Origin of the sequence: Nostoc sp. (assembly GCF_036919495.1) — a bacterium.
In the GTDB taxonomy this organism is placed as follows: domain Bacteria; phylum Cyanobacteriota; class Cyanobacteriia; order Cyanobacteriales; family Nostocaceae; genus Nostoc.
Genome location: NZ_JBALBZ010000028.1, coordinates 1 through 25,397 on the forward strand (window position 1 = coordinate 1; position 25,397 = coordinate 25,397).

22 protein-coding genes and 2 pseudogenes are annotated in these 25,397 nt (G+C 41.7%); 13 read left to right on the plus strand and 11 right to left on the minus strand.

Annotated features, from left to right (window positions below; all coding sequences use genetic code 11):
• A partial coding sequence (locus tag V7K25_RS03485) for an ABC transporter transmembrane domain-containing protein (protein ID WP_335155101.1) occupies nucleotides 1–389 on the minus strand: 389 nt, incomplete at its 3' end.
• Here V7K25_RS03485 and V7K25_RS03490 point away from each other — a divergent pair.
• Nucleotides 351–647 (plus strand): annotated as a pseudogene (locus V7K25_RS03490) (helix-turn-helix domain-containing protein); the annotation flags it as partial. The gene V7K25_RS03485 and the pseudogene V7K25_RS03490 sit on opposite strands and share 39 nt — an antisense overlap.
• 242 nt (nucleotides 648–889) lie before the next feature.
• Here the strand turns inward: V7K25_RS03490 and V7K25_RS03495 are convergent.
• Nucleotides 890–1,558, minus strand: a complete 669-nt coding sequence (locus tag V7K25_RS03495) for a DUF6875 domain-containing protein (protein ID WP_335155103.1) — start codon at nucleotides 1,556–1,558, stop codon at nucleotides 890–892.
• A gap of 1,052 nt (nucleotides 1,559–2,610) precedes the next feature.
• The gene (locus tag V7K25_RS03500) at nucleotides 2,611–4,284 is read right to left on the minus strand and encodes an alpha/beta hydrolase (protein WP_335155105.1); all 1,674 of its coding nucleotides are present in this window, start codon (nucleotides 4,282–4,284) and stop codon (nucleotides 2,611–2,613) included.
• A gap of 93 nt (nucleotides 4,285–4,377) precedes the next feature.
• On the opposite strand from V7K25_RS03500, the gene V7K25_RS03505 reads away from it, so the two are divergent.
• Both V7K25_RS03505 and V7K25_RS03510 read left to right on the plus strand, forming a co-directional pair.
• Nucleotides 4,378–4,527 (plus strand): hypothetical protein, encoded by a 150-nt coding sequence (locus tag V7K25_RS03505; protein WP_335155107.1) that lies wholly within the window; start codon nucleotides 4,378–4,380, stop codon nucleotides 4,525–4,527.
• Between the two features lie 501 nt (nucleotides 4,528–5,028).
• The gene (locus V7K25_RS03510; protein WP_335155109.1) at nucleotides 5,029–5,481 is read left to right on the plus strand and encodes a hypothetical protein; all 453 of its coding nucleotides are present in this window, start codon (nucleotides 5,029–5,031) and stop codon (nucleotides 5,479–5,481) included.
• A 1-nt stretch (nucleotide 5,482) separates the two neighbouring features.
• On the opposite strand, the gene V7K25_RS03515 is transcribed toward V7K25_RS03510, so the two are convergent.
• Nucleotides 5,483–6,535, minus strand: a complete 1,053-nt coding sequence (locus V7K25_RS03515; RefSeq protein WP_335155111.1) for a M28 family peptidase — start codon at nucleotides 6,533–6,535, stop codon at nucleotides 5,483–5,485.
• A gap of 134 nt (nucleotides 6,536–6,669) precedes the next feature.
• The gene (locus tag V7K25_RS03520) at nucleotides 6,670–7,068 is read right to left on the minus strand and encodes a type II toxin-antitoxin system death-on-curing family toxin (RefSeq protein ID WP_335155113.1); all 399 of its coding nucleotides are present in this window, start codon (nucleotides 7,066–7,068) and stop codon (nucleotides 6,670–6,672) included.
• A 503-nt stretch (nucleotides 7,069–7,571) separates the two neighbouring features.
• Between V7K25_RS03520 and V7K25_RS03525 the strand changes: the two are divergent.
• Together V7K25_RS03525 and V7K25_RS03530 are read left to right on the plus strand one after the other, a co-directional pair.
• Nucleotides 7,572–8,867, plus strand: a pseudogene (locus tag V7K25_RS03525) (urease accessory protein UreH domain-containing protein).
• Nucleotides 8,842–9,537, plus strand: coding sequence for a hypothetical protein (locus tag V7K25_RS03530; protein WP_335155115.1), 696 nt, complete (start codon nucleotides 8,842–8,844; stop codon nucleotides 9,535–9,537). Before V7K25_RS03525 ends, V7K25_RS03530 begins: the two are co-directional and overlap by 26 nt.
• Before the next feature lie 83 nt (nucleotides 9,538–9,620).
• Here the strand turns inward: V7K25_RS03530 and galE are convergent, their stop codons facing one another.
• Nucleotides 9,621–10,619 (minus strand): UDP-glucose 4-epimerase GalE, encoded by a 999-nt coding sequence (gene galE / locus V7K25_RS03535; protein ID WP_335155117.1) that lies wholly within the window; start codon nucleotides 10,617–10,619, stop codon nucleotides 9,621–9,623.
• A 413-nt stretch (nucleotides 10,620–11,032) separates the two neighbouring features.
• Here galE and V7K25_RS03540 point away from each other — a divergent pair, with 413 nt between their 5' ends.
• Complete coding sequence (locus V7K25_RS03540) at nucleotides 11,033–11,686, plus strand: hypothetical protein (RefSeq protein ID WP_335155119.1); 654 nt, start codon at nucleotides 11,033–11,035, stop codon at nucleotides 11,684–11,686.
• A gap of 281 nt (nucleotides 11,687–11,967) precedes the next feature.
• Nucleotides 11,968–13,722 (plus strand): ABC transporter ATP-binding protein, encoded by a 1,755-nt coding sequence (locus tag V7K25_RS03545; RefSeq protein WP_335155121.1) that lies wholly within the window; start codon nucleotides 11,968–11,970, stop codon nucleotides 13,720–13,722.
• 22 nt (nucleotides 13,723–13,744) lie between these two features.
• Here the strand turns inward: V7K25_RS03545 and V7K25_RS03550 are convergent, their stop codons facing one another.
• Complete coding sequence (locus V7K25_RS03550) at nucleotides 13,745–14,092, minus strand: hypothetical protein (RefSeq protein ID WP_335155123.1); 348 nt, start codon at nucleotides 14,090–14,092, stop codon at nucleotides 13,745–13,747.
• Between the two features lie 288 nt (nucleotides 14,093–14,380).
• On the opposite strand from V7K25_RS03550, the gene V7K25_RS03555 reads away from it, so the two are divergent.
• The 4 genes from V7K25_RS03555 (at nucleotide 14,381) to V7K25_RS03570 (ending at nucleotide 17,177) form a co-directional block, all read left to right on the plus strand.
• Complete coding sequence (locus tag V7K25_RS03555) at nucleotides 14,381–15,139, plus strand: SGNH/GDSL hydrolase family protein (RefSeq protein WP_335155125.1); 759 nt, start codon at nucleotides 14,381–14,383, stop codon at nucleotides 15,137–15,139.
• 162 nt (nucleotides 15,140–15,301) lie between these two features.
• A complete protein-coding gene (locus V7K25_RS03560) occupies nucleotides 15,302–15,976 on the plus strand; it encodes a HupE/UreJ family protein (RefSeq protein ID WP_335155127.1) in 675 nt (224 codons plus the stop codon).
• Between the two features lie 174 nt (nucleotides 15,977–16,150).
• Nucleotides 16,151–16,735 carry a leucine zipper domain-containing protein gene (locus V7K25_RS03565; protein WP_335155129.1) on the plus strand — a complete coding sequence of 195 codons (585 nt, stop codon included), beginning with the start codon at nucleotides 16,151–16,153 and terminating at the stop codon, nucleotides 16,733–16,735.
• Nucleotides 16,736–16,805: 70 nt separating this feature from the next.
• A complete protein-coding gene (locus tag V7K25_RS03570) occupies nucleotides 16,806–17,177 on the plus strand; it encodes a DUF2358 domain-containing protein (protein WP_322651804.1) in 372 nt (123 codons plus the stop codon).
• Between the two features lie 396 nt (nucleotides 17,178–17,573).
• On the opposite strand, the gene V7K25_RS03575 is transcribed toward V7K25_RS03570, so the two are convergent.
• Nucleotides 17,574–18,335: a class I SAM-dependent methyltransferase gene (locus V7K25_RS03575; RefSeq protein WP_335155131.1), complete on the minus strand. Its 762-nt coding sequence runs from the start codon at nucleotides 18,333–18,335 to the stop codon at nucleotides 17,574–17,576.
• Between the two features lie 6 nt (nucleotides 18,336–18,341).
• Between V7K25_RS03575 and V7K25_RS03580 the strand changes: the two genes are divergently transcribed.
• Both V7K25_RS03580 and V7K25_RS03585 read left to right on the plus strand, forming a co-directional pair.
• On the plus strand, nucleotides 18,342–19,160 hold the full coding sequence (locus V7K25_RS03580) for a class I SAM-dependent methyltransferase (RefSeq protein WP_335155133.1): 819 nt from the start codon (nucleotides 18,342–18,344) through the stop codon (nucleotides 19,158–19,160).
• A 172-nt stretch (nucleotides 19,161–19,332) separates the two neighbouring features.
• Nucleotides 19,333–21,594: a cation:proton antiporter domain-containing protein gene (locus V7K25_RS03585; protein WP_335155137.1), complete on the plus strand. Its 2,262-nt coding sequence runs from the start codon at nucleotides 19,333–19,335 to the stop codon at nucleotides 21,592–21,594.
• Nucleotides 21,595–21,790: 196 nt separating this feature from the next.
• Here the strand turns inward: V7K25_RS03585 and V7K25_RS03590 are convergent, their stop codons facing one another.
• The 3 genes from V7K25_RS03590 to V7K25_RS03600 all read right to left on the minus strand — a co-directional run bounded on the left by V7K25_RS03590 (nucleotide 21,791) and on the right by V7K25_RS03600 (nucleotide 25,352).
• Nucleotides 21,791–23,206 carry a TolC family protein gene (locus V7K25_RS03590; protein WP_335155139.1) on the minus strand — a complete coding sequence of 472 codons (1,416 nt, stop codon included), beginning with the start codon at nucleotides 23,204–23,206 and terminating at the stop codon, nucleotides 21,791–21,793.
• 119 nt (nucleotides 23,207–23,325) lie between these two features.
• On the minus strand, nucleotides 23,326–23,997 hold the full coding sequence (locus tag V7K25_RS03595) for an ABC transporter ATP-binding protein (RefSeq protein WP_335155141.1): 672 nt from the start codon (nucleotides 23,995–23,997) through the stop codon (nucleotides 23,326–23,328).
• Between the two features lie 74 nt (nucleotides 23,998–24,071).
• Nucleotides 24,072–25,352, minus strand: a complete 1,281-nt coding sequence (locus tag V7K25_RS03600; protein WP_442948056.1) for an ABC transporter permease — start codon at nucleotides 25,350–25,352, stop codon at nucleotides 24,072–24,074.
• Nucleotides 25,353–25,397: the final 45 nt, after the last annotated feature.

Here is a 25,397-nt window from a genome sequence, read left to right on the forward strand (position 1 = left end):
TGGCTGGGTAAACCGAGGACAATTTGGGAAACTAGCTCATTGATGTGATTCACATCGGCAATCCGGCTGACTACTTCTCCACTGCGTCGTCCTTCAAAGTACGAGAGGGGCAAACGCAACAGTTGTCGTCCGTATTCTAGAATCAGTCCTAATTGCAGTCGTTGACCAAAGTGACCAATTAGGTGAGATTGTACCAAACCGATCGCACTGCTAAATAGACTCATCGCGATCGCTCCAATTGCCACCACGGTTAGCAGTTGGGTATCTCCCCGCACAAGTACGTCATCAGTGAGCAATTGCATCATTAAGGGAGAGACAAGAGAAAGTAGTCCGATGACGATGTTAATTGCGATCGCTTGATGGGACGACCTAAAACTGTGAATGAGCAATACCTCGCTCGTTTAAAAGAATTGGTAACCCATAGTCCGCCCCTTGCTGGCTATTCATTTAAACACTGGACAGCACAATGGTTAAGCAAGCATTTGGCAATAGAATTGGGAATTCAGGTTAGCAGTTGTCACATTAACCGTTTGCTCAAGGAGATGGGGCTTTCCACGCGACCAAAAGGTAATACAACTAAGCAAGAAACCTTACACCAAAAAGATTTAGGTGCGACTTTTATAAAAAAACAGTACTCTTTGAAATAGTAAAAAAGTCATTAGTGATTAGTACTAATGACTAAATCGGCGGACGACTAAGCTAATCAGCATTTAAGTTGCATAATCAGCGCGAGCAAGATGCTCACCGCACAAGATATTAAGAAAATTTTAATATGTACATTTAGATGTATTTTAGCTTATTCCTCCCATTGCTTAAAGGAATGGGATTCCCGCCGATTTTCGTTGACATGCATAGGCATTGCTATGTCCCTACAGAGTGGTTGGTATATTTATCTGAAAATCGCTGTTTGTTCTTTCGCTAAAGCTAGCGCTTGATGAGCATTTCTAAACTTTGTTTCATCTGTAAATTTATGACCAAAACACTTTAAATAAGCTTCCAGATATCGAATACGTAAGTATGGATCAGCCGGACTATTAAGAAAGGGGAGGTCAGCTTCAACCATAAACCGGATAGCCAACAGGGGGATAGGGCTACGAAGTGGACGAAAGTTTGGGTTGTGCAAACCAGGACTTTCATTACGGTTATGAAATTCTCCTATCATTAGTCCTGACTCGACAAACAAAGGTTTAAGTTTTTGTTGGACACTATCTACAAGCTTAGGAGCATCTTCTATATGGATGTCAGGAAAGATAAGTAAAAAAGCTCTATTTATTGCTAATTCATGTTCTTTAAGTTCCATCTCAAGAAAGATATCTCGGTAGCGTCCAACAATTTCTTCTAATTGCTCTACATACAAATCTTTTGTGTGAATAACTGCCAGACGAATACTGTTTGACTTGAGAGAGTGAGGTACAAAAGGACAAACTACGCCGGGTCTTCCTAAATTAGGATGAGGTCTTCCTAAAAAGTTTTTCACCCAATTCATAATTTCAATCAAGAAAGGAAGGTCTTCATTGTGCTGGAGTTTTTCGATTTCAAGAGTTGTATAAAGTTTCATGAGCTTGACTTAAATAGGGTAATTGTCTAATTCTGAATCCAAAATTACTTTGACAATATGATATGTCTGAAACTACTTACTTATTATCTAAGTAAATAAACCAAGCCTTGAACTCTCCTATTTTGGGTTGATCTGTGGTTTTAGTGGCTAAAAATGCTTTAACATTTTTGTGAATTTAAAAGAGTTTACACCAATAAAGACACAAACATATTTTGCATCAAGCCAGTTATATTCATTTATCTGTCCTTCGAGCAAGGCAGAAAGCAGAGGGCAGAAAAAGTTTTAAACTATGCCTTTGTGCCTTGCCCAAACTGGGTTTAAGACCCCCACTAAATCGTAATTTAGTGGTTTTCAATTAGAAGGGATTCAGACCCCCTCTAATTGCCTTCAGCATAGCTGCCTTCTTCAATTTTGGACTTTTAAGTAGAATACATCTGTATTATTCAGCAAATACTCATACTTTTTTACACTCTTAAGCTTCTATTATTTTTAATAAATATATTATAAAGTTTATGTGTAAATAGTTATTTTTACTGTAAAAATTTAGTATAGATTTAACAGCAGCCACACATTTAGTATCAAGTTGCTATAATTTAACCTAGCTCCAGCTACTATAATTTAATCTGGCTAGATATTATAGAATAAGCCTAATTTTATAAGCTGCATATTACTTAATACGTAAAGTCTAATGTATTATTAAGATAAGCTAGTACGGTTTCAACAAGGGCTTAGACATCTGCAAAAAGTTAGCAACTTATGGACTGGTCGCGTTACAAATCTGAACTTAAAGAAGAAACTGAGCGGTGTCAGTGCTAATCTTAGTAACTCAACTATCTATTAAAGGCAGCAGCCTCTAATAGGATGTTTGAAAAGTATTATCGCTAACATCAAAACCTCAGAATCTTCTCTACAAGGTAATTAAGGTTTCAAAGCCTCTGTGCCTTTGCATAACGGCAGGCTGACGCCAACGGAGAGAAGAAGCGGAGTATTTGGTATAATTTGTAACTTTTCAAACATCCTATAAGGAAGCTACTTACAAAATTAGAAGTCGCTTATTTCTCAACAAATTCTTTCACCACTGCCATAACATCAGGAGGAATCTGCGTAATCAGGCGAAATGGAAATGCCTTAGTTGAAGCAAATTGGGCATAATCTGATGTCAGAAAAATAGCATAGTTTTTAGCTTCTGGAGTCATCTGGAAAGCAAAGGCCAAAGCTATAGCTTTAACGTACTTGCGAACATCTGCGGCTTTTTCACCCACAACTTCACCGCCACTAATTGGTGTATTTGGTTTTCCTATCTGATCCAATGTGGTAGTGGGGTCTTTTACACTCAGATGAGTACCGCCAACTATACCAACTAGCCATTTGGGGGATGGGATTTTGTCAAATCCCGCAATCTGTTCTGTTAAAGCTGGGGTGGTTTTATCTGCGGAACTTGCTAACACTAGCGTAGGAACTTGCACTTTAGTTAACCCAGTTTTGCCAAAAATCAGAGAAGTTGTAGGATTGAGAGCGATCGCCTGTTTTATTCTAGTATCCCGTAGTTGATAGGTATTTTCTGGTAGCTTTTGAGCGATGCACTGCATAACTTCTCCCTCACTGAAAGTAGTCAAGTTATTTTTACAGCGTTGTTTGAGTTGTGCGAGTTGTAACTCTGCTCCAGCAATTTCTAAAGCTGTACCACCACCAAAAGAATGGCCAATGACCATCACGTTATTTGTTGCAAGTTTCCCTTGTAGCGGATGATTAGCCGTTTGGTTGAGCTTTTCTAATTCGTCGAGCATAAAACTAATATCTCGAGGGCGATCCAAAAACTCCTCAGGCTTCATAACACTGGTTTTGCCTTGTAATGCTGAGTTAGTATTTGCCTGGTTACTACCGGGATGTTCTAAGGCTGCTACTACATACCCGTAAGATGCTAAATGTTCTGCCAGGTAATACAAGTCTGTGCGGACTGATGTGAAGCCGTGAGAAAGGACAATCAGGGGTTTGTCGGGAGTTGCAGCAGTTGACCAGTAAACATCAACTGGAATTTTACGGTCGCGCTTTTGGTCATTCAGGCTTAAGTTGAGTATTTTTACTTGAGCGGTTCCTGGTTGACTGGGGTCAGAAGGGTAAGCAATCTGCGGTGTTTTGGAGTCCAGTTGGGGAGCGATGTCTAACGACAAGCTGCTATGCGTCAACGCTAGCATAAATTGCTGGGTACGCCAAAAAGCTGTATTCAAACTCCTTGCAACTATAAAAGCCTTTGGTAAATCAATTTCTAAACGTTTACTGGGATAAGCCGCGATAAAACTCAGTATAGAAAGACCTTGCGGTGCAGTAGAACCTAATACCAATCCTGCTCTCAGTGCTTGCACCCCAGCTTTGTCCTTTCTGGCTAAAGCTGTAGCAAAATCACTGAGAATAGTTGTACCAATCTGGGTATTAACTAACCTATTAACGGTGACAACATTCATCGGTATATTCATACCCAACGCCCCCAAGAAGAAACGGCGTTGTTCTTCAGATAATCGTTTAGCATAAGGCTGTAAACTCCCAGGCAATTCTCCAGTTTTTGCAGCCCTTTGTAACTCAGTAAGGGAGATGGTTTCTGTAAATAAACCCAAACGCACAATAACTGTGTCAGCCGCAATGGCCGGAGTATTTGCCCCGAATTGTGTAAGTACAATCGCGCCAAAAAAACCCGCAATTGTCTTAAAACTTCCCCAACTTCTTCTCATAAATATATACCAAGTGTTACTTACGGGAATATAACGGATATTTGTGTATTTGGCTACCCTAATAATTATCTAGAAATAAAAGCAGATTTATGCATGAACTTGATAGCGATGTCTACGATGGGCTATGACGCTCGTTGGCGCTCGCTGTCTCACGGCATTGTGCTAATCTCCTCAAAGCATCAACAGATACGAACAGAATTACATCAAAAACTTGAAGAAGAATTCAGACTCATCACTGATTGAAGACTACTAAATCAAAGATTTAGTGAGGCTCTTAAACCTACTTATTCAGACGCTCTCTATGAGACGCTAAAAGCGTAGCTTGCAACTCTTACAAAGTACGCGGACTCATTCATAATGAATTTTGACTCCTGAATTCTGTTTCGATAACAAAAACAACGAATTGTAGAATTCATCACAGCTAAAAAAATTGAGGATAAATCAGTGTTGACAGCCACAAAAGCCTAATTGTTTTTCAGCTAGGTTTAATACTGTAAGGAAAGTCTAGAACAGGGTAAGCGATACCTGCGGCGGTAAACTACGCATCTACAATCTGAATTTTTTGTGGGCTGATATCTTGTCTACAATTTTTTTAACAGTAAAGTTAAAACGATCGCTTGATGTTCTGTTTTTGCCCTTTAGAACGTGTTGCAGAGGTGTTGCCGGGGGATAGTCTGACTACTTTAGTAGCTTATCATTACCCATCAAATTCTACTAGCTACATCAACAAATTTTCTTGGCTTTATGCATCGCAGACTCCGCTATATTTTGATTTTGCTGCTCTCCCTGAGTATTATTATACTGTGGTGGCCTGTGAATAATTCTGATTGCAATTCCGAAGCAATTCTTGCTGCAAAAACTACAAAGTTCCAAGTACATGCTACTCAGGTTATAGTTCAGCCGTGGCGTGGTCGTCACCATGTATATGGAATTTTTATGATTCCTGACAAATACAAAAAAGCTCCATTTTTTGTATTAACCGTAAAAGGTGCTGGCAGTTACTGTTCAAAACAATTTGGTCAGATAAAAAACTATAATGATATTTTTGCTGAACCAGGAACTTATCTGGTGAGAAATTTTATTAGAACTCGAACGTCTCTGCGGCTTATTCTTCAAGGTTTGTACTTTCAAATCAATGATAAAAAGAATTGGACATTGACTTTCCCTGAATTAGAAACTAGTCAACATAATTCATAATTCAGCTTGGTGGTTGAGTTTCCAAAACTTCGTTTTTCTCTAACAACGCATTAGTAGCATTAACTACAATCTGTGCTGCTCCCGTGAAAAACGATCGCTCGATAGTCGCTGGAACATCGCTAGGTTTATGATAGTGCGGAGTACGTAAATTTGCGGTATCTGTCACCAGCACAGCACCCACACCTTGATACCAAAATGGTGCATGGTCGCTGCGTAGGGTGTCTGGTGTCAGTAAACCTTTAAAAGGAATTGGTAGTGTTAGGACTGATGGCATTAATTTTTGTTTATTCAGAGCATTTGAGCGCAGCATCTGTGAATTTTGAAAAGCACTCAGCAAAGGCAAATGTTCTGTATCACCGACTACTGCCAAAAAGTCGCCCTTGTCGCTAATTGGGGTAACAGGCAACCCCGCAGGGTATTTTTGACATCCGGGAGTGTAACATGCATAACCTACCATATCCATAACGATCGCTCCGCTCAAGTTTTGTAAGCGTGCTGTCTTGCTAACAAAAGCCTGGCTACCCAAAAGTCCTGCTTCTTCTTTGTCAAAAAAAGCTAGCTGTAACGTCCGTGGCGTGGGACGGGAACCGAGCAACCGGGCTATTTCCAGCACCACAGCTACACCACTGGCGTTATCATCAGCACCAGGGGATAAAGCAACAGTGTCGTAATGCGCTCCCACCAGAATTGCTTTAGCGGCTTTGTTAGTTCCTGGACGTTCAGCAAAAATATTTACACCCTCAGAGAACTTTTCCAATTTGGGCTTCCAGCCTAATTTTGTGAGTTCAGTTGTGATATAAGTGCGAGTAAGCGATCGCTCTTTTGTTGTGTAGCGCTGAAAATTCAACTTTTGGATATGGGTTAATAGCTTATTAGTAGACACTTGCGGCGCACTGTCAACTTTTTTTGGCTCTGGTTGTGGTTGGGGTATTTCTACTGGAGTGCGCTCAACAATTGCTGGCGACGGATGCTGTTCAAAAAGCGTGTTACCCCTACTACCCACCACGGCAACTGCCATCAGCACTAACAGCATCAGCCAAATCCATTTTCTCATGTGATTTATCCTTGGCTTCCAGACTTAGGGTAGCGCAAATCCTCATGTATAACTTTTCAGGATTACTAGGAAGGGTTTAATATTTTGGTTTCCTAAATTCTTAGATAAACCTGCAAAGTTACTTTGTAATCAGCTTAATTGTCTATTTTAATACAATTTTCGTTTATCAAATTTGCTATAGATTCTTGAATCTCTTGATCAGTTGAAAGTCTTTTTATCATTAATACAACTTCTTTTTCTGGCACTTCCAAAGAATACCCATTCAATATAAGAAAGGTAGCCATCGAAACGAAAGCTACCCTTTTGTTACCATCTATAAATGCATGATTTTTTACAAATGTAAAAGCATAAGCTGCCGCTAACTCAAAAACAGTTGGTGTAGGTTCGCCATAAGCAAATAAATTTTTAGGTCTATCTAAACTAACTAAAAGCAGATTTCTATCTCTTATACCTGGAAGTCCACCGTGTTCTGCTATTTGTCCTTCATGCATAGCTTTAATGACTGCCTCACTCAACCAAAAAATATCATTCACTGAGCTAGCTCACGAAGTGCATTCCTATACTTACTGCTTACTTTTTGATAAGCTTCCATAGCCTTTTGAAATTCAGATTTATCAGGTGTGGTTTGAGGATTATGAAAATGTTTCACAACGAAAAGTACCCCATTCTTACTACGTCTAAATTTTAGACTCTGAAAAGATGGTATCAATTTGTTTTTGATCTTACGAAGTCTCAAGGTTTCCATGATAAACAAAGCCAGTGATTATGGCTTTAATTTATTTGTCATAAGCTCAATATACCTTATCTAATTAGGTCAGGTCACTTTAGTTGACGTGAGTATATTTTTGAGAACCTTACCTAAAGTGAATATCAAGTTTGACAACTTGTCTTTTGACAGCGATCGCAACTTCACTTACAGTGCCCCACTAGAGGAGTGCTGAGTATTGAGCAAAGAAGAAAAGAATTATATTATTACTTCTTCAAAATCTTTATTCTGACACTTAGAACTCATGACTCAGAACTCACGGCTTTTTTTATGGTAGATTTGTTGCTGATCGCGATACTGGGGTTCCTGGGGAGTTTTGGACATTGCTTTGGGATGTGTGGCCCTTTAACAATGGCATTTTCCCTATCTCATCAGCCGAAAACACCACCAACAGCCTCTTTGGGACGCACATCAACCTTAGAAAAGTCCGAAACTTGGCAACAGCAATTAAAATTTCATATCCTGCTAAACCTGGGGCGGTTGTTGAGCTATGCTCTAGTCGGTGCTGGCATTGGGGCGCTAGGTTCGGTATTGCTGCAAGGTGGACAGCTAGCTGGTATTGGCAGCGACTTCCGGCGCTGGATGGCAATTTTAACTGGTGTAATGCTGATTTGGTTTGGCTTAGGACAAGTCAAACCCGATTTACTGCCGCGCATTCCCGTGTTACATCCCTTGTTACAAGGTAGTTTACACGATCGCCTCAGCACAGGAATGGTTAAGCTTTCCTTAAAAACCAAATGGTGGACACCAATGCTTTTAGGGATGACTTGGGGTTTAATGCCCTGTGGTTTTCTGTATGCTGCCCAAATTAAAGCTGCTGAAACTGGCAATTTATGGATGGGTGGGGCAATTATGCTAGCTTTTGGACTGGGAACTCTGCCTACTATGCTAGGTGTAGGCGTTTCTACATCTTTGGTAAGTAAAGACAAGCGCAGTCAGTTGTTTCGATTAGGCGGTTGGGTGACACTCATCATTGGCGTTATCACCTTGCTGCGGACTGGTGACACAATGGTAGATTACACCGGACACGCTGCCTTAATCTGCTTAATTTTGGCACTAATTGCGCGTCCCATTAGTGGCTTGTGGGCTTCACCGCTGCGTTACCGTCGAGCCTTGGGGGTGGGATCTTTTGTGCTTTCTGTGGTTCATACCATCCACATGATGGAACACTCATTGCAATGGAAATTTGCCGCCTTTTCTTTCCTACCGCCAGAATTTCAGTGGGGTATGGCTGCGGGTGCTGTAGCATTGGTATTAATGTCCCCCGCCGCTTTAACGAGTTGGGAATCGTTGCAGAAATCTTTGGGCAAGCGTTGGCGACAGATTCATCTATTGGGTGTGCCAGCCTTGCTCTTGAGTGCCATTCATGCCGTGTTGATTGGTTCCCATTACTTGGGTTCCTCGCAATCAACTTGGGGAAATAAATTAGCAGTAGTACTGATGGGAATTGTTACCCTCAGTGTCTTAATGGTGCGTTGGGCGAAGCCCTTGCCGTAGGCATCGCACTTTTTTTGGTCAAAGTTAGCCGTAGAAAAGTTTTATGTTCCCCCAACCAAATCACGGTAAATCATCCTTATTTTCTGGCTCCATCTCAACGAGTCAAAAACAGAGGCGTTACCCGCTCAAAGGCATTTCCTGGAATCAAGGAAGAATAAAGTATTTATTATTCCTGAGTTGCTTAGTTGTATCAATAACTAATATTTACCCAGTGTCTGCTCATAAAGTAGAAGTAGCTGGAGATGTTGGTGGCACCCTCCACATTGAACCAAATGATAATCCTCGTGCTGGAGAATCAAGCCAAGCCTGGTTTGCGCTTACCCGCAGAGGTGGAAGAGTGATTCCCCTGTCACAGTGTAATTGTCAGTTGGCTGTTTATGCCGAACCCTATGCCGCCGGAGAGCCACCTTTGTTAGAACCACAGTTAAAACCTGTGGCAGCTGAACGCTATCAAGGTATTCCAGGTGCGGAAGTTGTCTTTCCCAAACCAGGTATTTATCAGTTGCAACTAAATGGTAAACCAGTTTCTGGGGCAAGATTCAAACCCTTTGAGTTCAAATTTGAAGTTACTGTAGCAGGCGGATCTACACAGAATTCACAAAATCAGCGAGATGTCGATGGAAATTTAGCAAAGGATGAATCTCAGCAATTACCAATTTGGGCGATCGCACTTCCAATCCTCGGATTTATCGGCATCTTAGTTGTCGTACTGCGAAGCATGAGAGGGAGTGGAGAGTAGGGAGTAGGGAGTGGGGAATAAAGGGAGATAAATTGTTTAATAATAACTCTCTTTCTTCCCCTGCCTCCCCTGCTCCCCTCTTTTTACTTATGTCGCTTTTGATGCCACTGCCACGCATGATCGACAATATGTTTGATTGATGGATACTGAGGTTTCCAGCCTAAAATTGTTCTGGCTTTCTCGCTAGCACCAATGAGAATTGGAGGATCGCCAGGACGGCGATCGCGTTCTTCTACTGGTATAGAAATTCCTGTCACCTGTTCGGCAGCTGCAATAACTTCTCTGACAGAGAAACCGCTACCATTACCCAAATTGAAAACTTCGCTATCGTTACCTTTTAATAAATATTCCAATCCCAAAATATGGGCATCGGCTAAGTCATTAACATGAATATAATCACGAATACAAGTACCATCGGGCGTAGGGTAATCAGTGCCAAAAACTGAGATGGATTCTCGTTTGCCTAAAGCTGTCATCAGCACCAAGGGAATCAAATGGGTTTCTGGGTTGTGATCCTCGCCAAGCAAGCCACTAGGGTTAGCACCAGCAGCATTAAAATAGCGGAAACGCACTGATTTAAAACCGTAAGCAACATCAAAATCAGAAAGAATCCGCTCTACCATTAGCTTTGTAGCGCCATAGGGATTAATCGGATTTTGGGGATGGTTTTCTGGAATGGGTACAAATTCTGGTACCCCGTAGGTGGCACAAGTAGAAGAAAAGACAAATTTCTTCACAGATGCCGTCAGCATCGCTTCTAACAGGGTCAAAGTGCCAACAACGTTATTACGGTAATATTTAGCTGGGTCAGTCACCGATTCTCCTACGTAGGCATAAGCAGAAAAGTGCATCACAGCAGCAATATCACGGGTTTTAAATAGATTATCTAGCAAGGCGCGATCGCCTGTATCCCCTACTATCAGTTCTACCTGTAAAACTTTTTCTACCAAATCACGATGCCCATAGACCAGATTATCAAGTATGACAACGTTATAACCGGCTTGCTTCAGGGCAAGCACCGTATGAGAACCAATATATCCAGCTCCTCCCGTGACCAAAATGGTAGGCTTTTCAGGCGACATAGTTTTTCCTTTTGAGTCGATTACTCGATTAATTTAGTTTACCGGTACTATATTACTCTTCTGGAAAAATATAAATAATAGACGCAGTGTCAAAAAATTGCACTAAAATCACTACGACGGTAGTCATTGGGTGTGAGGTTTGAGGTATTTTAAGTCAAACAGTGCGATTACAATTTGGCAACAAAATAAATTCATTTCCCGAAACCTCTAGGTTGGCCCTTACGGGTGACGCTCCTAGCGTCGCTAAAGCTAAGAAGTCGCTAGTTGTTTTATGCAGGGAAACCATGCACGACAGTTCCTTTTGGGGAGCCACTTCTTTTCTGAACAAAAGAAATCCTGTGGAAATCCCAAGCAAGGCGGACTGTCTTAGCACCACATTGGCTCACTGCACCAGAAAATTTGAGAGTTAATCTATGTTTCTATTATTAAGCCGAGTACTGCTGTGGCTGCTGATTGGCACTATCGTATATTCTCTGTTCCAGCGCTTTTACCCCTCTGGAACTTTTGTCGGGCGATTAATCCTAGTTGTGATCTTGGTAATCGTAGCCCTATCATTTCTTAACCCCAGTGAACCTGCTGTGGCATCGTTGTGGAGGGTGCTATCTTTTCCACTCAGACCTCTAGGAGCCTCTGTTTTACTGATGATTCTTGCCGCTCAGAGAATCAAAGGAGGTGGGATAGAGAAACCAGGAGGATATATGATCGGTTGGGCACTGACAATTTTGCTGTTGGCAAGTACACCAGCAGTAGCCTATTTTCTTTATCGGGTACCTTTAGCAATGACAGGTGAAACATCTGTAGCAACTGCTACACCAACATCTGGCACACTAGTGGCATTAGGGCAACAAACCACCACAGCGAACATCTCAGATGTGACGGGGGATGGCATTCTTTCTTATAATTTGAGAGTACCTCCCTACCTATTACAAGGAAGTCCTCAAGATATTCGTACACGCGGTTTACGACTTGAAGACTTTGTACCGAATTCGGAAACGTTGCAATTTACAACAAGAACTTGGGAAAGTTATCTCGTTGAAATTTACAGGTTCATGCGTGTTCAGAGGTAATAAAGGTGAAGAAGGCAGGAGGGAAGAAGCAGGGGAGCAGGAAGCAGGGAGAATTGGGAAAATCTTTCCCCCTTACCTTTGCACCAATTCTTCTTTACCCTCTACCCCTCGCTCCCTACCCCAATTCCTCTTCCCTTCTGGCTTCTGCCTCCTGCCTTCCTCCATAACTATCCAGTTAAAAGAGGTAATAAAAGCTTAATTTACAAGCAATATTCCCTCTACAAAGCTGTCTTCTTGGACTAGCAGTTAATCTAGGATGATAAAGTTGCAAAATTGCTTTAATGGCAAAATCTCGACGAATCGCTAAACTCATTGCTTACTTACGTCCCCATTGGCGGGAGGCGTCTTTAGGCATTCTCGCTTTGTTGTCTGTCAATGCACTGGGCGTTTATATCCCCTTGTTGATTCGTGCTGGTGTTGACAAACTCTCCACAACCTTCGTCTTGAGTCAAATAATACATGACGTAGTAATCATTGTCTTACTCAGTTCGGCGATGTGGCTAATGCGGATGGCATCCCGTATTTGGCTATTTGGGGTAGGGCGACAGGTAGAATTTGACCTGAAACAAAGGATTTTTGAACACTTACTCAAGCTGGAGCCGGCTTATTTTGCTAGTAATACTGCTGGCGATTTGATTAATCGGGCTACCAGTGATGTGGACAATATCAAGCGGTTATTGGGTTTTGCAGTCTTGAGTTTGGCAAATATCGTGTTTGCCTATGCCCTGACACTGCCAGTAATGCTGGCAATTAGTGTGGATCTCACACTAGCCTCTCTGGCAGTGTACCCTTTTATGCTCTTGTTAGTGAGTCTGTTTAGTAATCGCTTACGCAAACAACAAGCAGCAGTCCAAGAGCAACTCTCTGCCATCAGCGAACTCATCCAAGAGGATATCAGTGGTATTGCCTTAATTAAAATCTATGCCCAAGAAGCAAACGAGCGTCGAGCCTTTGCCAAGAAAAATCAGCAGCTATTGACTGCTAACTTGGAACTGGCAAAACTCCGAAATATACTGTTTCCGGTAATTAGCGGGTTAGCTAATGTCAGTTCACTGATAATCATCTGGCTAGGGACGGCACGGATGTCTTCTGGAACGCTTCAGGTTGGTGATTTTTTAGTACTGTTAATTTATGTAGAGCGTCTAGTTTTCCCCACAGCCATTTTAGGATTCACAATTACTGTCTACCAACGGGGTGAAGTTAGTATAGATCGCCTTGAATCGATTCTCTCTGTCACACCGAAAATTCAAGACACAGCCGATGCCATACATCTACCTGTAGCTGAACTTAAAGGGGAAGTGACAGCTAAAAATCTCACCTATACTTACCCTGGTTCCACTACTCCAGCGCTAGAAAATGTTAACTTTACCATTGCTCCAGGAGAAACCGTAGCCATTGTTGGGGCAATTGGTTCGGGAAAATCCACTTTAGCCAATGCTTTGCCGCGCTTGTTGGATATTGAATCAGGACAATTGTTTTTAGATGAGGTGGATATTACTAAGATAGCGTTGGCAGATTTACGAGGTGCGATCGCCTACGTTCCTCAAGATAGTTTTCTATTTAGCACTACAATCAAAAATAATATCCGCTACGGTGACCCAATTAGCGAACAAGAACAGATAGAATCTGTCGCTAAACTTGCCCAAATTCAATCAGAAATTAACAATTTTCCCCAGCAATATGAAACTATTGTTGGTGAACGCGGTATTACTCTTTCTGGCGGTCAACGACAACGTACTGCCTTAGCTAGGGCTATGCTGGTCAATGCTCCAGTGTTAATTTTGGATGATGCCCTCTCTAGTGTGGATAATCAAACAGCCACGCAAATCCTTAAAAATCTCTCTGGTGGTACTACTGTACGCAAAACAGTAATTTTCATTACCCATCAATTATCGGCGGCGGCGGCTGCTGATCGAATTTTTGTGATGGAAAAGGGAAAAATTGTCGAGACAGGTAATCACTTACAACTGTTGGAACAACAGGGTTTATATAGAACTTTGTGGAGCCAGCATCAAGTTGAAGAATTACTACATTAAAGTTTTGATCTATAAGCATATTTTATTGCTTGAAGGGTAGCACATATGTGCTACCTTTCGCTTTAGGAATTAGACCATTTGAACCTTGAATAACAGCTACAGTATCTAATGAACCACCTCTTCTGGGCAGTTTTGCTAAAGTTATCCGGCTGGGTCGAAATAATAAACCGACACGGATATTACCTCCAGGTTCTCCACCATCTTCATCGTCACGGGGCGGAATATCAACAAAATCGTATGCTGGAATACCAAGATTTTCGAGCGCAGGAATCAGTTTTTGGTAGGTCTGGTTTGCATTTACAACGTCATCATTAATTGACCCATTTTTATCCTGAACTTCAATTAAACTGATGGCATCTGGTGCATTCAAATTATTGAGAATAATTTTGGCAATATTATCAAAACATTAGGTCAAGACTTACGCAAAATTATGAAAAAACGAACCGCAAAGGACGCAAAGTACACAAAGGAATAGGAGTTTCAGAGAGCTTTTGCGTAAGTCATATAGGTAAAGCTTGTGTTCTATTCAACTTATAGAAATTGATAAAAATTAGAGCTATTTTCTCAAAAATCTTGTTCAATATTAAGTTATGCTGCAAAAGTCTTAGGGATGATGATAAACACAAAGATAGTATATGTATGTTTATTCCTCTTTTTGATGATTGCCTTATTTCGGCTCATAGGGAAGCCTGCTGAGACAAATTTATTCCAAGGAACTGAACAGCAAACAATCAGAGTTTTATTTATTGGCAACAGCTATACCTATGTCAATGACCTTCCTTGGTTGACACAACAGTTGGCTGAGTCGGCAAAAGAAACTAGAATGCTCGAAACTGAAATGATTGTCGTCGGTGGAGCTACCCTCAAAAGCCACTGGAAACGTGGTCAAGCACTCAAGCTATTGAGAGCCAAACGATGGGATTATGTAGTACTCCAAGAGCAAAGTACCTTACCGATTACTAATCCCAAGGAAATGTACAAGTACGCCAGTCTGTTTAATGCCGAAATCAAGCGAGTGAATTCTCAAACAGTATTCTACTTGACTTGGGCAAAGCAAAATCAACCAGAAACGCAACAGATATTAACCGATTCATACATGACAATTGCGAAAGAACTGAAAGCCAAAGTTGCACCTGTTGGAATAGCTTGGCAAAAAGTTCAGGAAGCTAATCCGAAATTGAACCTTTATAGTCCAGATCAAAGCCACCCTAGTCCTATTGGTTCCTACGTAGCAGCTTGCGTATTTTATACAACAATTTTCAATAATAGTCCGGTAGGGTTAAGTCGCCGTATATACAGTAGCCAATTTAGTACCCCACAAGAGGGCAATAGACTTGAATTGGAAAGTTTAAGTGAAACAGATGCTGAAATGATTCAAAATTTGGTTGAGAAATTAGTCATTAGTGCCAATGACTAATGACTAAATCGGCGGGTCGCTATCTCTTCCCTCTCGTTGAAGGAATGGGATTCTCACCGATTTTCTTTGGTGAGTTAGTGTAATCTAGCGTGATTACTACGTTAGTTCTTTTGGGTAGGTGGGTAGTATAAATTACCGAAAAAACTAATTTGGCAGATGCTAATGTTCAAAAATAAATTATCACAATCCCATGCTTGGGGCGAATTTTACACCTTGAGGTTAATGCATCGCCATATTGGGGCGATCGCAGTTCTAATTTTAATTAGCTTACTGAGTTCATTAAGTGGAACACCAGTTAACCATACCATCTCTAACTGCTGGGAAGGCTTTATCTGGGGATTGGCAGATCCAGTAATTGGCTTGAATTGTTTAGTTGGTATTGTTGCTATTGGCTTACTCTCATCTGTGTTTGTTCGTGGTGCTGCGATCGCTGGGTGTTTTGTCTTAGCAACAGTTTTGGGTATTGTGATTCATTTATTTCAGCTAAATTTACCAGGCACAGAAATAGCCATCGCCATTTCTACCATCGTTTTTGGTACTATGCTGATGATGCCAAATCAACCAAACTTTATAGTACTTGCTCTGGTGGGCACCAGTGCTGGTTTATTTCAGGGTTACGCTGATGCCGAATCTATTATTGGGTCAGGAATCATGCCATTAATTGCCTATATACTAGGCATGACCTTAACTCTGTTTGCAGTTGCCATGAGTGCTAGAGAAATTGGTAATGCAATGGGTATGAGAGAAATAAACCAAATTTTACCCTGGAAAATTAGCATTACTGGCTTCGCTTTCTGTGCGATCGGCATTGTGTTTTTGAGCAATTCGATAATCTAAATCACATATTTCAATTCAGTGGAATACATTTATTTGTGGGGGCGTACACTTAGCTGTACGCCCCTACTACGTCTTCAGACTGAAAATTGTCCAACAAGGAAGCAGCACAGGGTTTTAGTGAATAAGCTGATGCACCTCTGCGCTAATCTAGAGGCTATATATAAATAAAGCGTTATGACACCTGAAGAAATTTTTGGTACTCTAACAGAATTATTTGGCACATCGGTAGTTGGTACGTTGGCGCAGCCCGTCGTAGAGATCGCTCCTGGATCGTGGCAAGTAGACACTTCAGCTTTCCGGCTGTTAGTGTTGCTTTCTGAAGATAATACTTGGTTGCGAGTTTTATTACCTATTGTGCCTATCCAAGAAGCCCAACCATTTTTAGAACAGTTCCTAGAAGCCAATTTTGATGACACTCAAGAAGTACGTTACGCTTTGTTTGAAGGAGTGATTTATGGAGTATTTCAACATAACAGTAACACTTTAGTGGGTGCAGATTTATCCAATGCAATCAATCGACTTGTATCTCTCCATGAGGCTGGATTAGATAATGTCTTTAATAGACTAATAGAAAGCCGTATCCGGCAAATTATTCAGGTAGCAAAACAGCAAGGACAATCTATGCAAGCTACTATGCAAACTTTGGAACGCTTTTACGCAGAAGGATTGATGGGTGAAATAAATCAAAGCTCAGAGGCGCGAGAAGAAGTTTTAGTTGCTTGGCGGCGTCAGTTAGAACGTTTATGGAATGAGGGTTAATTTCAATTTTTAATAATGATTTTATCCGTACCACTTTTCCATATAACCAATTTATAGATATATATTTATCATGGATATCATTGAAATCCTCAAAGAAGACTATCAAAGATTCCCAGTAAATCAAACTTACAGCATTTACGCTCCAGACGTTTATTTTCAAGATCCACTAAATAAATTTCGTGGTGTTAAACGTTATAAAAAAATGGTTAATTTTATCCAAACTTGGTTTTTAGATCCCAAGATGGACTTACATAATATTCAACGTTTAGGAGACACAATAAAAACTGAGTGGACACTCAGTTGGAACACTCCTCTTCCCTGGAAACCACGAATCTCTATTCCTGGTTGGAGTGAATTAAGTCTCAACTCTGATGGTTTGATTGTCTCCCATGTCGATTATTGGAATTGTTCACGTTTAGATGTGGTGAAGCAGCATTTATAGAGTTTATGGGTTGAGTCCAATAGAGCCTATTAGCGTTGGAAAGTAAGATTCCAAGCTTCTATTTTTTTAGGCTATGGTGTACACACAAATCCAAAAAACCTAGTTTGTTAAGGCTTTACTAAGCCATTACGATTAACATGGCAACATTAATAACTAACATTAAAGCAAGTGTTCAAAAAGCTAAGTGCTATATCTGAATGTCGAAAGTAGTAAACCGAATTGTTTAATTTGCGTTTCTGGTACTATGTTCTGGAGTACGTTTAACCTCTATCGTAACTGTACCGCATAATTTGGCTTTTCCAATAGCTTGTTTGGTCTTATTTTAAGTATTTTATTTGATTGTTAAGAAAAAGCCGGGTAATGGATAGCCTTTTAAAAGAGAGGTTTGTAGAGAGATCAGAGTAAACTAGAAGCGCTATAATCAGGTTTCTCAAATACCATTAAATGCTGTTGAGGTAATAAGTTTTTAGTTTCACGCCAAACCAAACCAACAGCTTGCATTTCTTTACGAACTTGCTTTTGAGTCATTTTGTGCAGACCTTTAATCATGATAAAGGGATTTTCACTCCGGTACTCAACCAGCACTACCCGACCACCTGGTTTAAGTGCTTTCACAATTCCTTGCATCACTTCTTGAGGATACTCAAGTTCATGGTATGCATCCACCATCAACGCCAAATTTATGCTTTCAGATGCTAAGTTTGGGTTACTAAGAGTTGCCAAAACAGGCTCAACATTGGTGATATTTTTCTCTTTTTTGAACAACTCAATGATTTCCAACATTTCTGGCTGAACATCTACAGCTAATACCTTACCTGCTGTTAATAGCGGCGCAATGCGAAAGCTTAAGTAACCTGTACCAGCGCCAATATCTGCGACTACATCGTTAGGTTTTAGGTTGAGAAGGTTAACTACCTTACTTGGCTGTTCCTCTCTCTCTCGGCTTGGACGCTCTAGCCAGCCTGCACCTGTGTATCCCATAACTTTGGCGATTTCGCGCCCCATGTAATATTTGCCGATCCCATCTGGACTATGGATTATCCGTTGTTCGTAAACAGGGCTGGATGAAGTCGCGGCTTGTGTTGTCAGGGTTGGATTCAGCAGCAAGCAACTCAATATCACAACAAAAGTTACTATAAAGTGGAGAAAATTTAACATTTGGTTATGACTGATCTAGATAGCTATAAGCAGCAACTAAAAGAATTCTATGGTAATAGAACGACTTATGACCATGAAGAAGGTACTCGTCATCCTCTAGAAGCCAAGATTTTACTTGAATTTGTGACGCTGCATTCGGGACAAAAAATCCTTGATGTAGCTACTGGAACAGGTTTAGTTGCGATACCCGCATCTGAAAAAGTTGGTTCAGAAGGCTACGTGACTGGGATTGACATGACCCCTGGAATGTTGCATCAAGCAAGACTTAAAATTGCAGCAGCAAAATTACAAAATATCGAGTTGATTGAGGCGGATGCAGAATATTTCAACTCTAGTGAGAGTAGTTTTGATGTTGTCTTTTGCTGTGAGGCAATTGTACTTTTTCCTGATATACTTGCTATTTTAAAAAAATGGTATCGTTTCTTAAAACCCGGAGGATTTGTGGCATTTACCTGTCCTCCCGAAACAGCTTTTATGGCATCTCTTCAGCAGAGGATCTGTGCTAGAGTTTTAGGTGAATCGCTACCACATATCCTTGAACCACTGGGAACTCCAGAAAAATGTCGAAATTTGCTCAACCAAGCAGGTTTTAGAGATATTGAAATTAAGATTGAGCCATCAGGACGTTATCGCCCTCTTAGGGATAATAGATTATCTGGAATAGCAATTAATATAAATTTTAAAGGCAATCCCCTGTTGTCAAAATTATCACAAGAGCAATTAAATCAGTTGCAAGTTGAGTACAAAGCAGAAATTGATAAACTAGCAACCGAGCAAGGTATTTGGGAAGACACTACAAAGTTTTTTGTTCGCGCTCGAAAATAAGTTGATGAGCTTTGCTCCTGAACTGACAGATGAGGGCGATCGCGCATAATAATCTTACCGTTACTAATGACAATGACAGTTTAATCTCCTAGACCGATGTGGAAGTAAACATTTTCAAGATTTACTTAAACAGCCCCTTGATAAATTTGTAATCCAACCTCTGGACGCTTATATGCAAAACCTGTCCCTAATGTTAGTGCCTGTACTCGCTGCACAGAAAGCAGCAGGTGACGGTTTAATTAAACCTCTTGGTCATCATGAGTTGCTGTTGGTGTTGGTGCAACTGTCACTATTGCTTTTCGTAGCGCGGGGATTAGGTGAGTTGATGCGCCGGATTAACCTACCGCCTGTTGTTGGAGAATTACTGGCGGGTGTGGTGCTTGGCCCTTCTCTATTTGGTTTGCTCCTTCCAGACTTACAAGCACACATCTTTCCTCAAAGTCAAGAACAGTCTAATTTACTGTCGGTGATTTCTTGGTTAGGCGTGTTATTTTTGCTGATTGTAACTGGGTTGGAAACGGATCTCAAGCTGATTCTTCGTAAGGGAAAAACGGCTCTGCTGATTTCACTAGGCGGAATCATTGTCCCCTTTATCACCGGATTTGGGTTGGGCTGGCTATTACCAGATAGTTTTTTAGCCGACCCTGAAAAGCGACTAGTATTCAGTCTGTTCATCGCTACAGCAATGAGTATTTCGGCAGTACCAGTGATTGCTAAGGTGCTGATGGACTTAAACCTGATTCGCCGTGACATTGGTCAAGTCACCTTAGCTGCTGGCATGACTGACGACACTATCGGCTGGATTTTACTTTCTGTGGTTTCAGGTTTAGCTAGTAGCGGCAAATTTGACCTGGGGACAATTTTCCATTCTGTGAGTGCGGCTATATTGTTTTTAGCGATCGCCTTTACAATTGGGCGTACCATCGTAGACCAGATTTTGCGCTGGGTTGATGACTATGTTGGTGGAATCGCCGCCAGTATGTCGGTTGTGCTGATTCTTTCGCTCTCGGCAGCCGCACTTACCCACGCATTAGGGCTAGAAGCAGCATTAGGTGCTTTCGTGCTAGGGATTCTGGCAGGTCAATCTCGCCGCTTTAGCAATGAAGCTGGACACATGCTAGAAATTTTCACAGCAAGCTTTCTAGCGCCAATTTTCTTTGCTTCAGCTGGCTTGAAAGTTAATTTACTAGCTCTGTTAGTCCCGCAAACGTTCATATTTGCCATAATTGTTTTGGCTGTCGCCTGTGTTGGCAAATTTATCGGTGCTTACCTTGGTTCTCGCGCAGGCGGCTTGAGTCATTGGGAAGGTTTGGCGATGGGTTCGGGGATGAATGCTCGCGGGGCGATGGAAATTGTCGTTGCCACGATTGGTTTATCTTTGGGAGTGCTGAATCCCCAGATGTACTCGATTATTGTTATGGTGGCGATCGTCACTTCCCTAATGGCTCCACCCCTTTTGCGCTGGTGTTTGTCGAAGGTGGTTATGAGTGATGAAGAAGCTCAACGTTTGCAACAAGAAGAACAGGATAGCCGCAGCTTTATTAAGCAAATCCAGCGTGTTTTAATACCTACTAGCGGTGGCCCCAACATCCAACTGGCGGCGCAATTAGTTGGTTACATGGCTCACCAAAACTCGATAGAAGTTACATCTCTATATGCCCTGAGTGACAAGCAGCCCCAAAAAAAAGCCCGTCAAACGGCAACCCAGGTAAAAGACACTGCCGCCGAGCAAGCTTTGGCCTCTATTGTTGAGGAAATGCAGCTACCTGCTGATACCACCCTGCAAACAAAAACGGAGTCTGGGCGGAATAAAGCGGACGTAATTCTCAATGAAGCGAAGAAAAACTATGACTTGATTGTACTGGGAGCTTCTGAAAAGATCCGCCCCCAAAAAGCATTGTTCAATTTGCTTGTAGATCGGGTAGTACAAGAAGCGCCTTGTGCAACGATGGTAGTGAAGTCGCATCTACCCCACCCCAAAGGCGAGATATGCAAAATTACTCAACAACAGCTGACAAAGATTCTGGTGCCAACAATAGGGACAGAGTATAGCAAAAATGCTGTAGAGATGGCAAGTACGATCGCTGCTCAAACAGGCGCATTAGTTATGATCGTGAACGTGATTAATGTGCCACAGCTTGAATATATTCTTTACGAGCAGCGATCGCTAACTCCAGTCAAAGAAATTGCCCACGATCTCCTCGAACAGCAAGCAGAAATTGGCCGCAATCTAGGTGCTGATGTCAAAACCTATATTCTTCAAGGAACCAGCCCAGAAAGGGAAATCCTCAAGTTTGCCCAAACCAAGGAAGTTGACCTAATTATTCTAGGGAGTAGTATCCGAATGGTTACGGGTCGCGTTTTCTTCGGTCACAGAGTGGATGCAATCTTAAGTAAAGCTCATTGCCCAGTAGCGGTAATTACTACGCCATAGGCGTTGTCAGCTAAAGCTTAGATTATGACTGAGGTGGGGAGTGGGGAGTAGCCTAGTTCAATTACTTGAAAAGCGCTGTATCGTAGCGAATTCTTTGCGTACCTCTGCGCCCCTGGAGCGTTTAAATTTCAACTCTCAATTCGCCACGATTTTAGGCAAAGCAGTACTAAGCAAACTTTTCTTTAATGATTTGACCTTAGCGCGATCCTCTAGAAGTAACTGATCTTTGCAAATTAGCTAGAGCGCGATTGTAATCCAAAATAGCTCCGACTCGATTACCTTCTGCTCTTGTCAGGTCATTTTCAGCAGCAATCACCTCTGTTTGAGTGCCCACACCAGCTTGAAACCTCAGCCTTGCTAAATTCAGAGCTTCCCTAGCTTGATTTAAAGCCACACTAGAGGTCTGCACATTATTTAAATTAGATTGCAATTGAGAATAGTACTGTTCTACATCAAAGCGAATTAGGTCGCGCTGGCTACCAAATTGAGACTCTGCGATCTCAATATTAGCTCTCGACTGAGCCGCCCTTGCTCTTGCAGCTCCGGCATCAAACAAAGTGAGATTTCCGTTAAGTCCCAATGAATAGCCATCAGTAATGCTGACACCATCATTAAACCGATCTAGCAGATTGTAGTTGGCAGCCAAACTAATTTGCGGCCCTAGCTGTGAAAGTGCCTGTCGTCGCTGTTGCTCAGAAATATTACGTTGTGCTAATTGCTGTTGCAATTCTGGACGATTTTGAAACGCTTGGACAATACTTTGTTCTACCGTCTGCGGCCAAAGACCGGCTATTTGTACAGGATCTGCGGCGCTAATATCAGATGACTCTGACAAACTTAACAACGTGGCAAGCTGACGACGAGCAATTTGCTGCTGCGAGATAGCATTAGTCAGTTCTTGTTGAGCGTTTGCTAAATTCACCTGAGCTTGCAGCACATCAAAGCGCGTACCCACTCCAGCCTGTTCTCTGGCTAGAGTATCCCGCAAATTAGCCTGGGCATTTTCCACAGCAGCTCGATTAATTCGTACTTGTTCATCTGCTTGTTGCAAATTGTAGTATTGAGTTGTGGTATTCAAACTAATTGTCAAAGACTGATTTTCAACATTCAATTGATCCACACGTAGTTGTTCTTCGGCAGCTTGGATTGTCGCTTGTCGATTACCAGAGGTATAAACGTCATAATTCAGTTGGGCTGAACCATTAAAAGAGGTTCTGCCTTGAAATGAATTGTTACTAGTAAAACCAATACCACTATTAGTTACACTACTGTTAATTCCCAGAGTAGGAAACAAGGCAGCTTGAGACTCGCGTAGTGACGAACGACTACGTTCTAGCTGTAATAGGGCTACCTGTAAATCTCGATTGTTGCGTCGTGCTAGTTCCAAAGCTTGTGCCAAACTGATTGGCACAATTCCCCGAATCCTTACTTCCTGCGGTTTGGTAGGCAGTTGCAGAGGATTGGGACTGGGGTTGAGGGAATCGGGAACCTTTACAGGGCTTGAGGTATTCTGGGGTTTTGGGGGAGTTGCTGCACTTGCTGCATTTGGAAAAAGAATAGCGAACGCTAGGATAACCCAGGTAAAATGCACGAAGAATAAACTGAAATTCATAAATAGATGATGTAGTCATTAATTGGGTTTCTTTGAGGATAGAATCAAAACTTTTCATCCTGATTGTTCTACAGAAATTTAAATTTTCAATTCCCCCTCAAAAAACTGATATTAACAAATTACCCTACAATCAAGCCATCCTGAACTCGAATAATCCTTTTAGTTTGAGCAGCTATATCTGGTTCATGAGTGACAATCACAATCGTGATCCCTTGGTTATTAAGTTCAGTCAGCAGACTCATCACCTCATGAGAAGTTTCAGTATCTAAAGCTCCTGTTGGCTCATCTGCCAAAACTAATGCAGGTCGGTTAACCAAAGCACGAGCGATCGCTACCCGTTGTTGTTGTCCTCCAGATAGTTGACTCGGACGGTTAGATATGCGTCCTTCTAGTCCCACCTTTACCAAAGCATCTAACGCCCTTTCCCGGCGTTTTGGCTTAGGTAAGTTAGCATAAACCATTGGTAGCATAACATTTTCCAGCGCTGTCGCTCGCGCCAATAAGTTAAATTGTTGGAAAACAAAACCAATCCTTTGGTTACGAATATAGGCTAATTCATCATCATCAAAAGTCGTCAGGTTTCTACCTTCAAAAATATAGTCTCCAGTTGTAGGACGATCCAGACATCCCAAAATATTCATGAGTGTGGATTTCCCCGAACCTGACGCACCCATAATCGAGACATATTCCCCTTCTTCAATAGAGAGTTCAATTCCCTTAAGGATTGGAACGCTAACTTCTCCCAAATAGTAAGTTTTAGTAATAGATTCCATCCAGATCATTGTTGGCATAAGAGTTAGGAGTTAGGAATTACGAATTACGTTAGCGCAGCGTTAGCGAGTCCGCGAGCGTCATTACGAATTATTTAGTCGCTTCTTAAAGCAGTGATTGGATCTAATTTAGATGCGTTACGTGCTGGAATTACCCCAGCGACTAAGCCAACGCTCAATGAGAGTCCAAAGCCAGCAACGATTGACCAGAAAGAAATTACAAAGGGAAATTTGAAACTGCTTGCAGCTGCAAAAGCTAATACAATACCAGTTGCCATGCCAATACATCCGCCAACAATGGAAATCACGATCGCTTCGGCTAAAAATTGATTAAGGATTGCCGAATTGGTGGCTCCTACGGCTTTGCGAATCCCGATTTCTCGCGTCCGTTCAACCACGGAAACCAGCATAATGTTAGCAATACCGATTCCACCAACCACTAACGAAATTCCAGCGATCGCTACCACCATTACTGTAAATAAACCCACAATACTAGTGAAGGTACTAACAATATCAGCTTGATTGGTCAATCGAAAATCATCAGCTTGCGGTGGATAGATGTTGTGACGCAACCGTAAAAGATTGGTGACTTGAAACTGAGCAGCTTCTAACTGCTCCTGATTAGCGCCTTTAACTAAAATTCCATTTACAGAAACGCCTACCAGGGCATTGTTCCCAACCAGTCTCTTCGACATAGTAGTTAGAGGAATGAAAACCTGGTCATCTCGATCCATCGGCCCCTGAGAACCTTTAGGTTCCATCACCCCGGTTACTTCATAAGCCTCTCCTTGAATCCGAATTTTCTCGCCGATAGGATTTACACCCTGTGCAAAGAGGGTTTTTTGAACTGTAGGGCCAAGAATAGCTATCTGTGCGGCAGTATCTAATTCTTCTTGAGTAAAATATCTCCCTTGCTGGGGGTGAGTATTTCTGACTTCTGGGTAGTTCAAATCTGTGCCATAAATGGTTGTTGAGGTGTTCTGTCCTGCATATACAACTTGAGCGCTGCGTTGAAGATAAGCAGAAACCATCTGTGCTGATGGCGCTTCTTTAGCGATCGCTTTTGCATCTTCCCAAGTCAAGGTGCTGCTAGAACCTACCCCCTGACGCACATTCCCACTTCTTGCCGCACCCGCCAAAATTTGGATCACATCTGTACCCAATGCTTGTATCTGTTGCTCAACCCCCTTTTGCACTCCCTGACCGACAGAAGTAATGGCAATAACTGAAGAAATCCCAATAATTACGCCCAACATAGTTAGACCTGTGCGTAATTTGTTACTCCACAGAGTCTCTGCCGCCATTGTCAAGATTTCCAGCAACGGCACTGTGCGAGTATTCTTCGGTTTGTAAAAGCCCTTAAATATCTTAAACATAAAGTTTTATTTAAAACTCAACACAATTGAGTTAAGCATTTCTTC

Coding starts and splice junctions, on each gene's coding strand:
- V7K25_RS03495 (WP_335155103.1), bottom strand. CDS start 1,558: ATGAAACTTTATACAACTCTTGAAATCGAAAAACTCCAGCACAATGAA.
- V7K25_RS03500 (WP_335155105.1), bottom strand. CDS start 4,284: ATGAGAAGAAGTTGGGGAAGTTTTAAGACAATTGCGGGTTTTTTTGGC.
- V7K25_RS03505 (WP_335155107.1), top strand. CDS start 4,378: ATGAACTTGATAGCGATGTCTACGATGGGCTATGACGCTCGTTGGCGC.
- V7K25_RS03510 (WP_335155109.1), top strand. CDS start 5,029: ATGCATCGCAGACTCCGCTATATTTTGATTTTGCTGCTCTCCCTGAGT.
- V7K25_RS03515 (WP_335155111.1), bottom strand. CDS start 6,535: ATGAGAAAATGGATTTGGCTGATGCTGTTAGTGCTGATGGCAGTTGCC.
- V7K25_RS03530 (WP_335155115.1), top strand. CDS start 8,842: ATGTTCCCCCAACCAAATCACGGTAAATCATCCTTATTTTCTGGCTCC.
- galE (WP_335155117.1), bottom strand. CDS start 10,619: ATGTCGCCTGAAAAGCCTACCATTTTGGTCACGGGAGGAGCTGGATAT.
- V7K25_RS03540 (WP_335155119.1), top strand. CDS start 11,033: ATGTTTCTATTATTAAGCCGAGTACTGCTGTGGCTGCTGATTGGCACT.
- V7K25_RS03545 (WP_335155121.1), top strand. CDS start 11,968: ATGGCAAAATCTCGACGAATCGCTAAACTCATTGCTTACTTACGTCCC.
- V7K25_RS03555 (WP_335155125.1), top strand. CDS start 14,381: ATGATTGCCTTATTTCGGCTCATAGGGAAGCCTGCTGAGACAAATTTA.
- V7K25_RS03560 (WP_335155127.1), top strand. CDS start 15,302: ATGTTCAAAAATAAATTATCACAATCCCATGCTTGGGGCGAATTTTAC.
- V7K25_RS03565 (WP_335155129.1), top strand. CDS start 16,151: ATGACACCTGAAGAAATTTTTGGTACTCTAACAGAATTATTTGGCACA.
- V7K25_RS03570 (WP_322651804.1), top strand. CDS start 16,806: ATGGATATCATTGAAATCCTCAAAGAAGACTATCAAAGATTCCCAGTA.
- V7K25_RS03575 (WP_335155131.1), bottom strand. CDS start 18,335: ATGTTAAATTTTCTCCACTTTATAGTAACTTTTGTTGTGATATTGAGT.
- V7K25_RS03580 (WP_335155133.1), top strand. CDS start 18,342: ATGACTGATCTAGATAGCTATAAGCAGCAACTAAAAGAATTCTATGGT.
- V7K25_RS03585 (WP_335155137.1), top strand. CDS start 19,333: ATGCAAAACCTGTCCCTAATGTTAGTGCCTGTACTCGCTGCACAGAAA.
- V7K25_RS03590 (WP_335155139.1), bottom strand. CDS start 23,206: ATGAATTTCAGTTTATTCTTCGTGCATTTTACCTGGGTTATCCTAGCG.
- V7K25_RS03595 (WP_335155141.1), bottom strand. CDS start 23,997: ATGCCAACAATGATCTGGATGGAATCTATTACTAAAACTTACTATTTG.
- V7K25_RS03600 (WP_442948056.1), bottom strand. CDS start 25,352: ATGTTTAAGATATTTAAGGGCTTTTACAAACCGAAGAATACTCGCACA.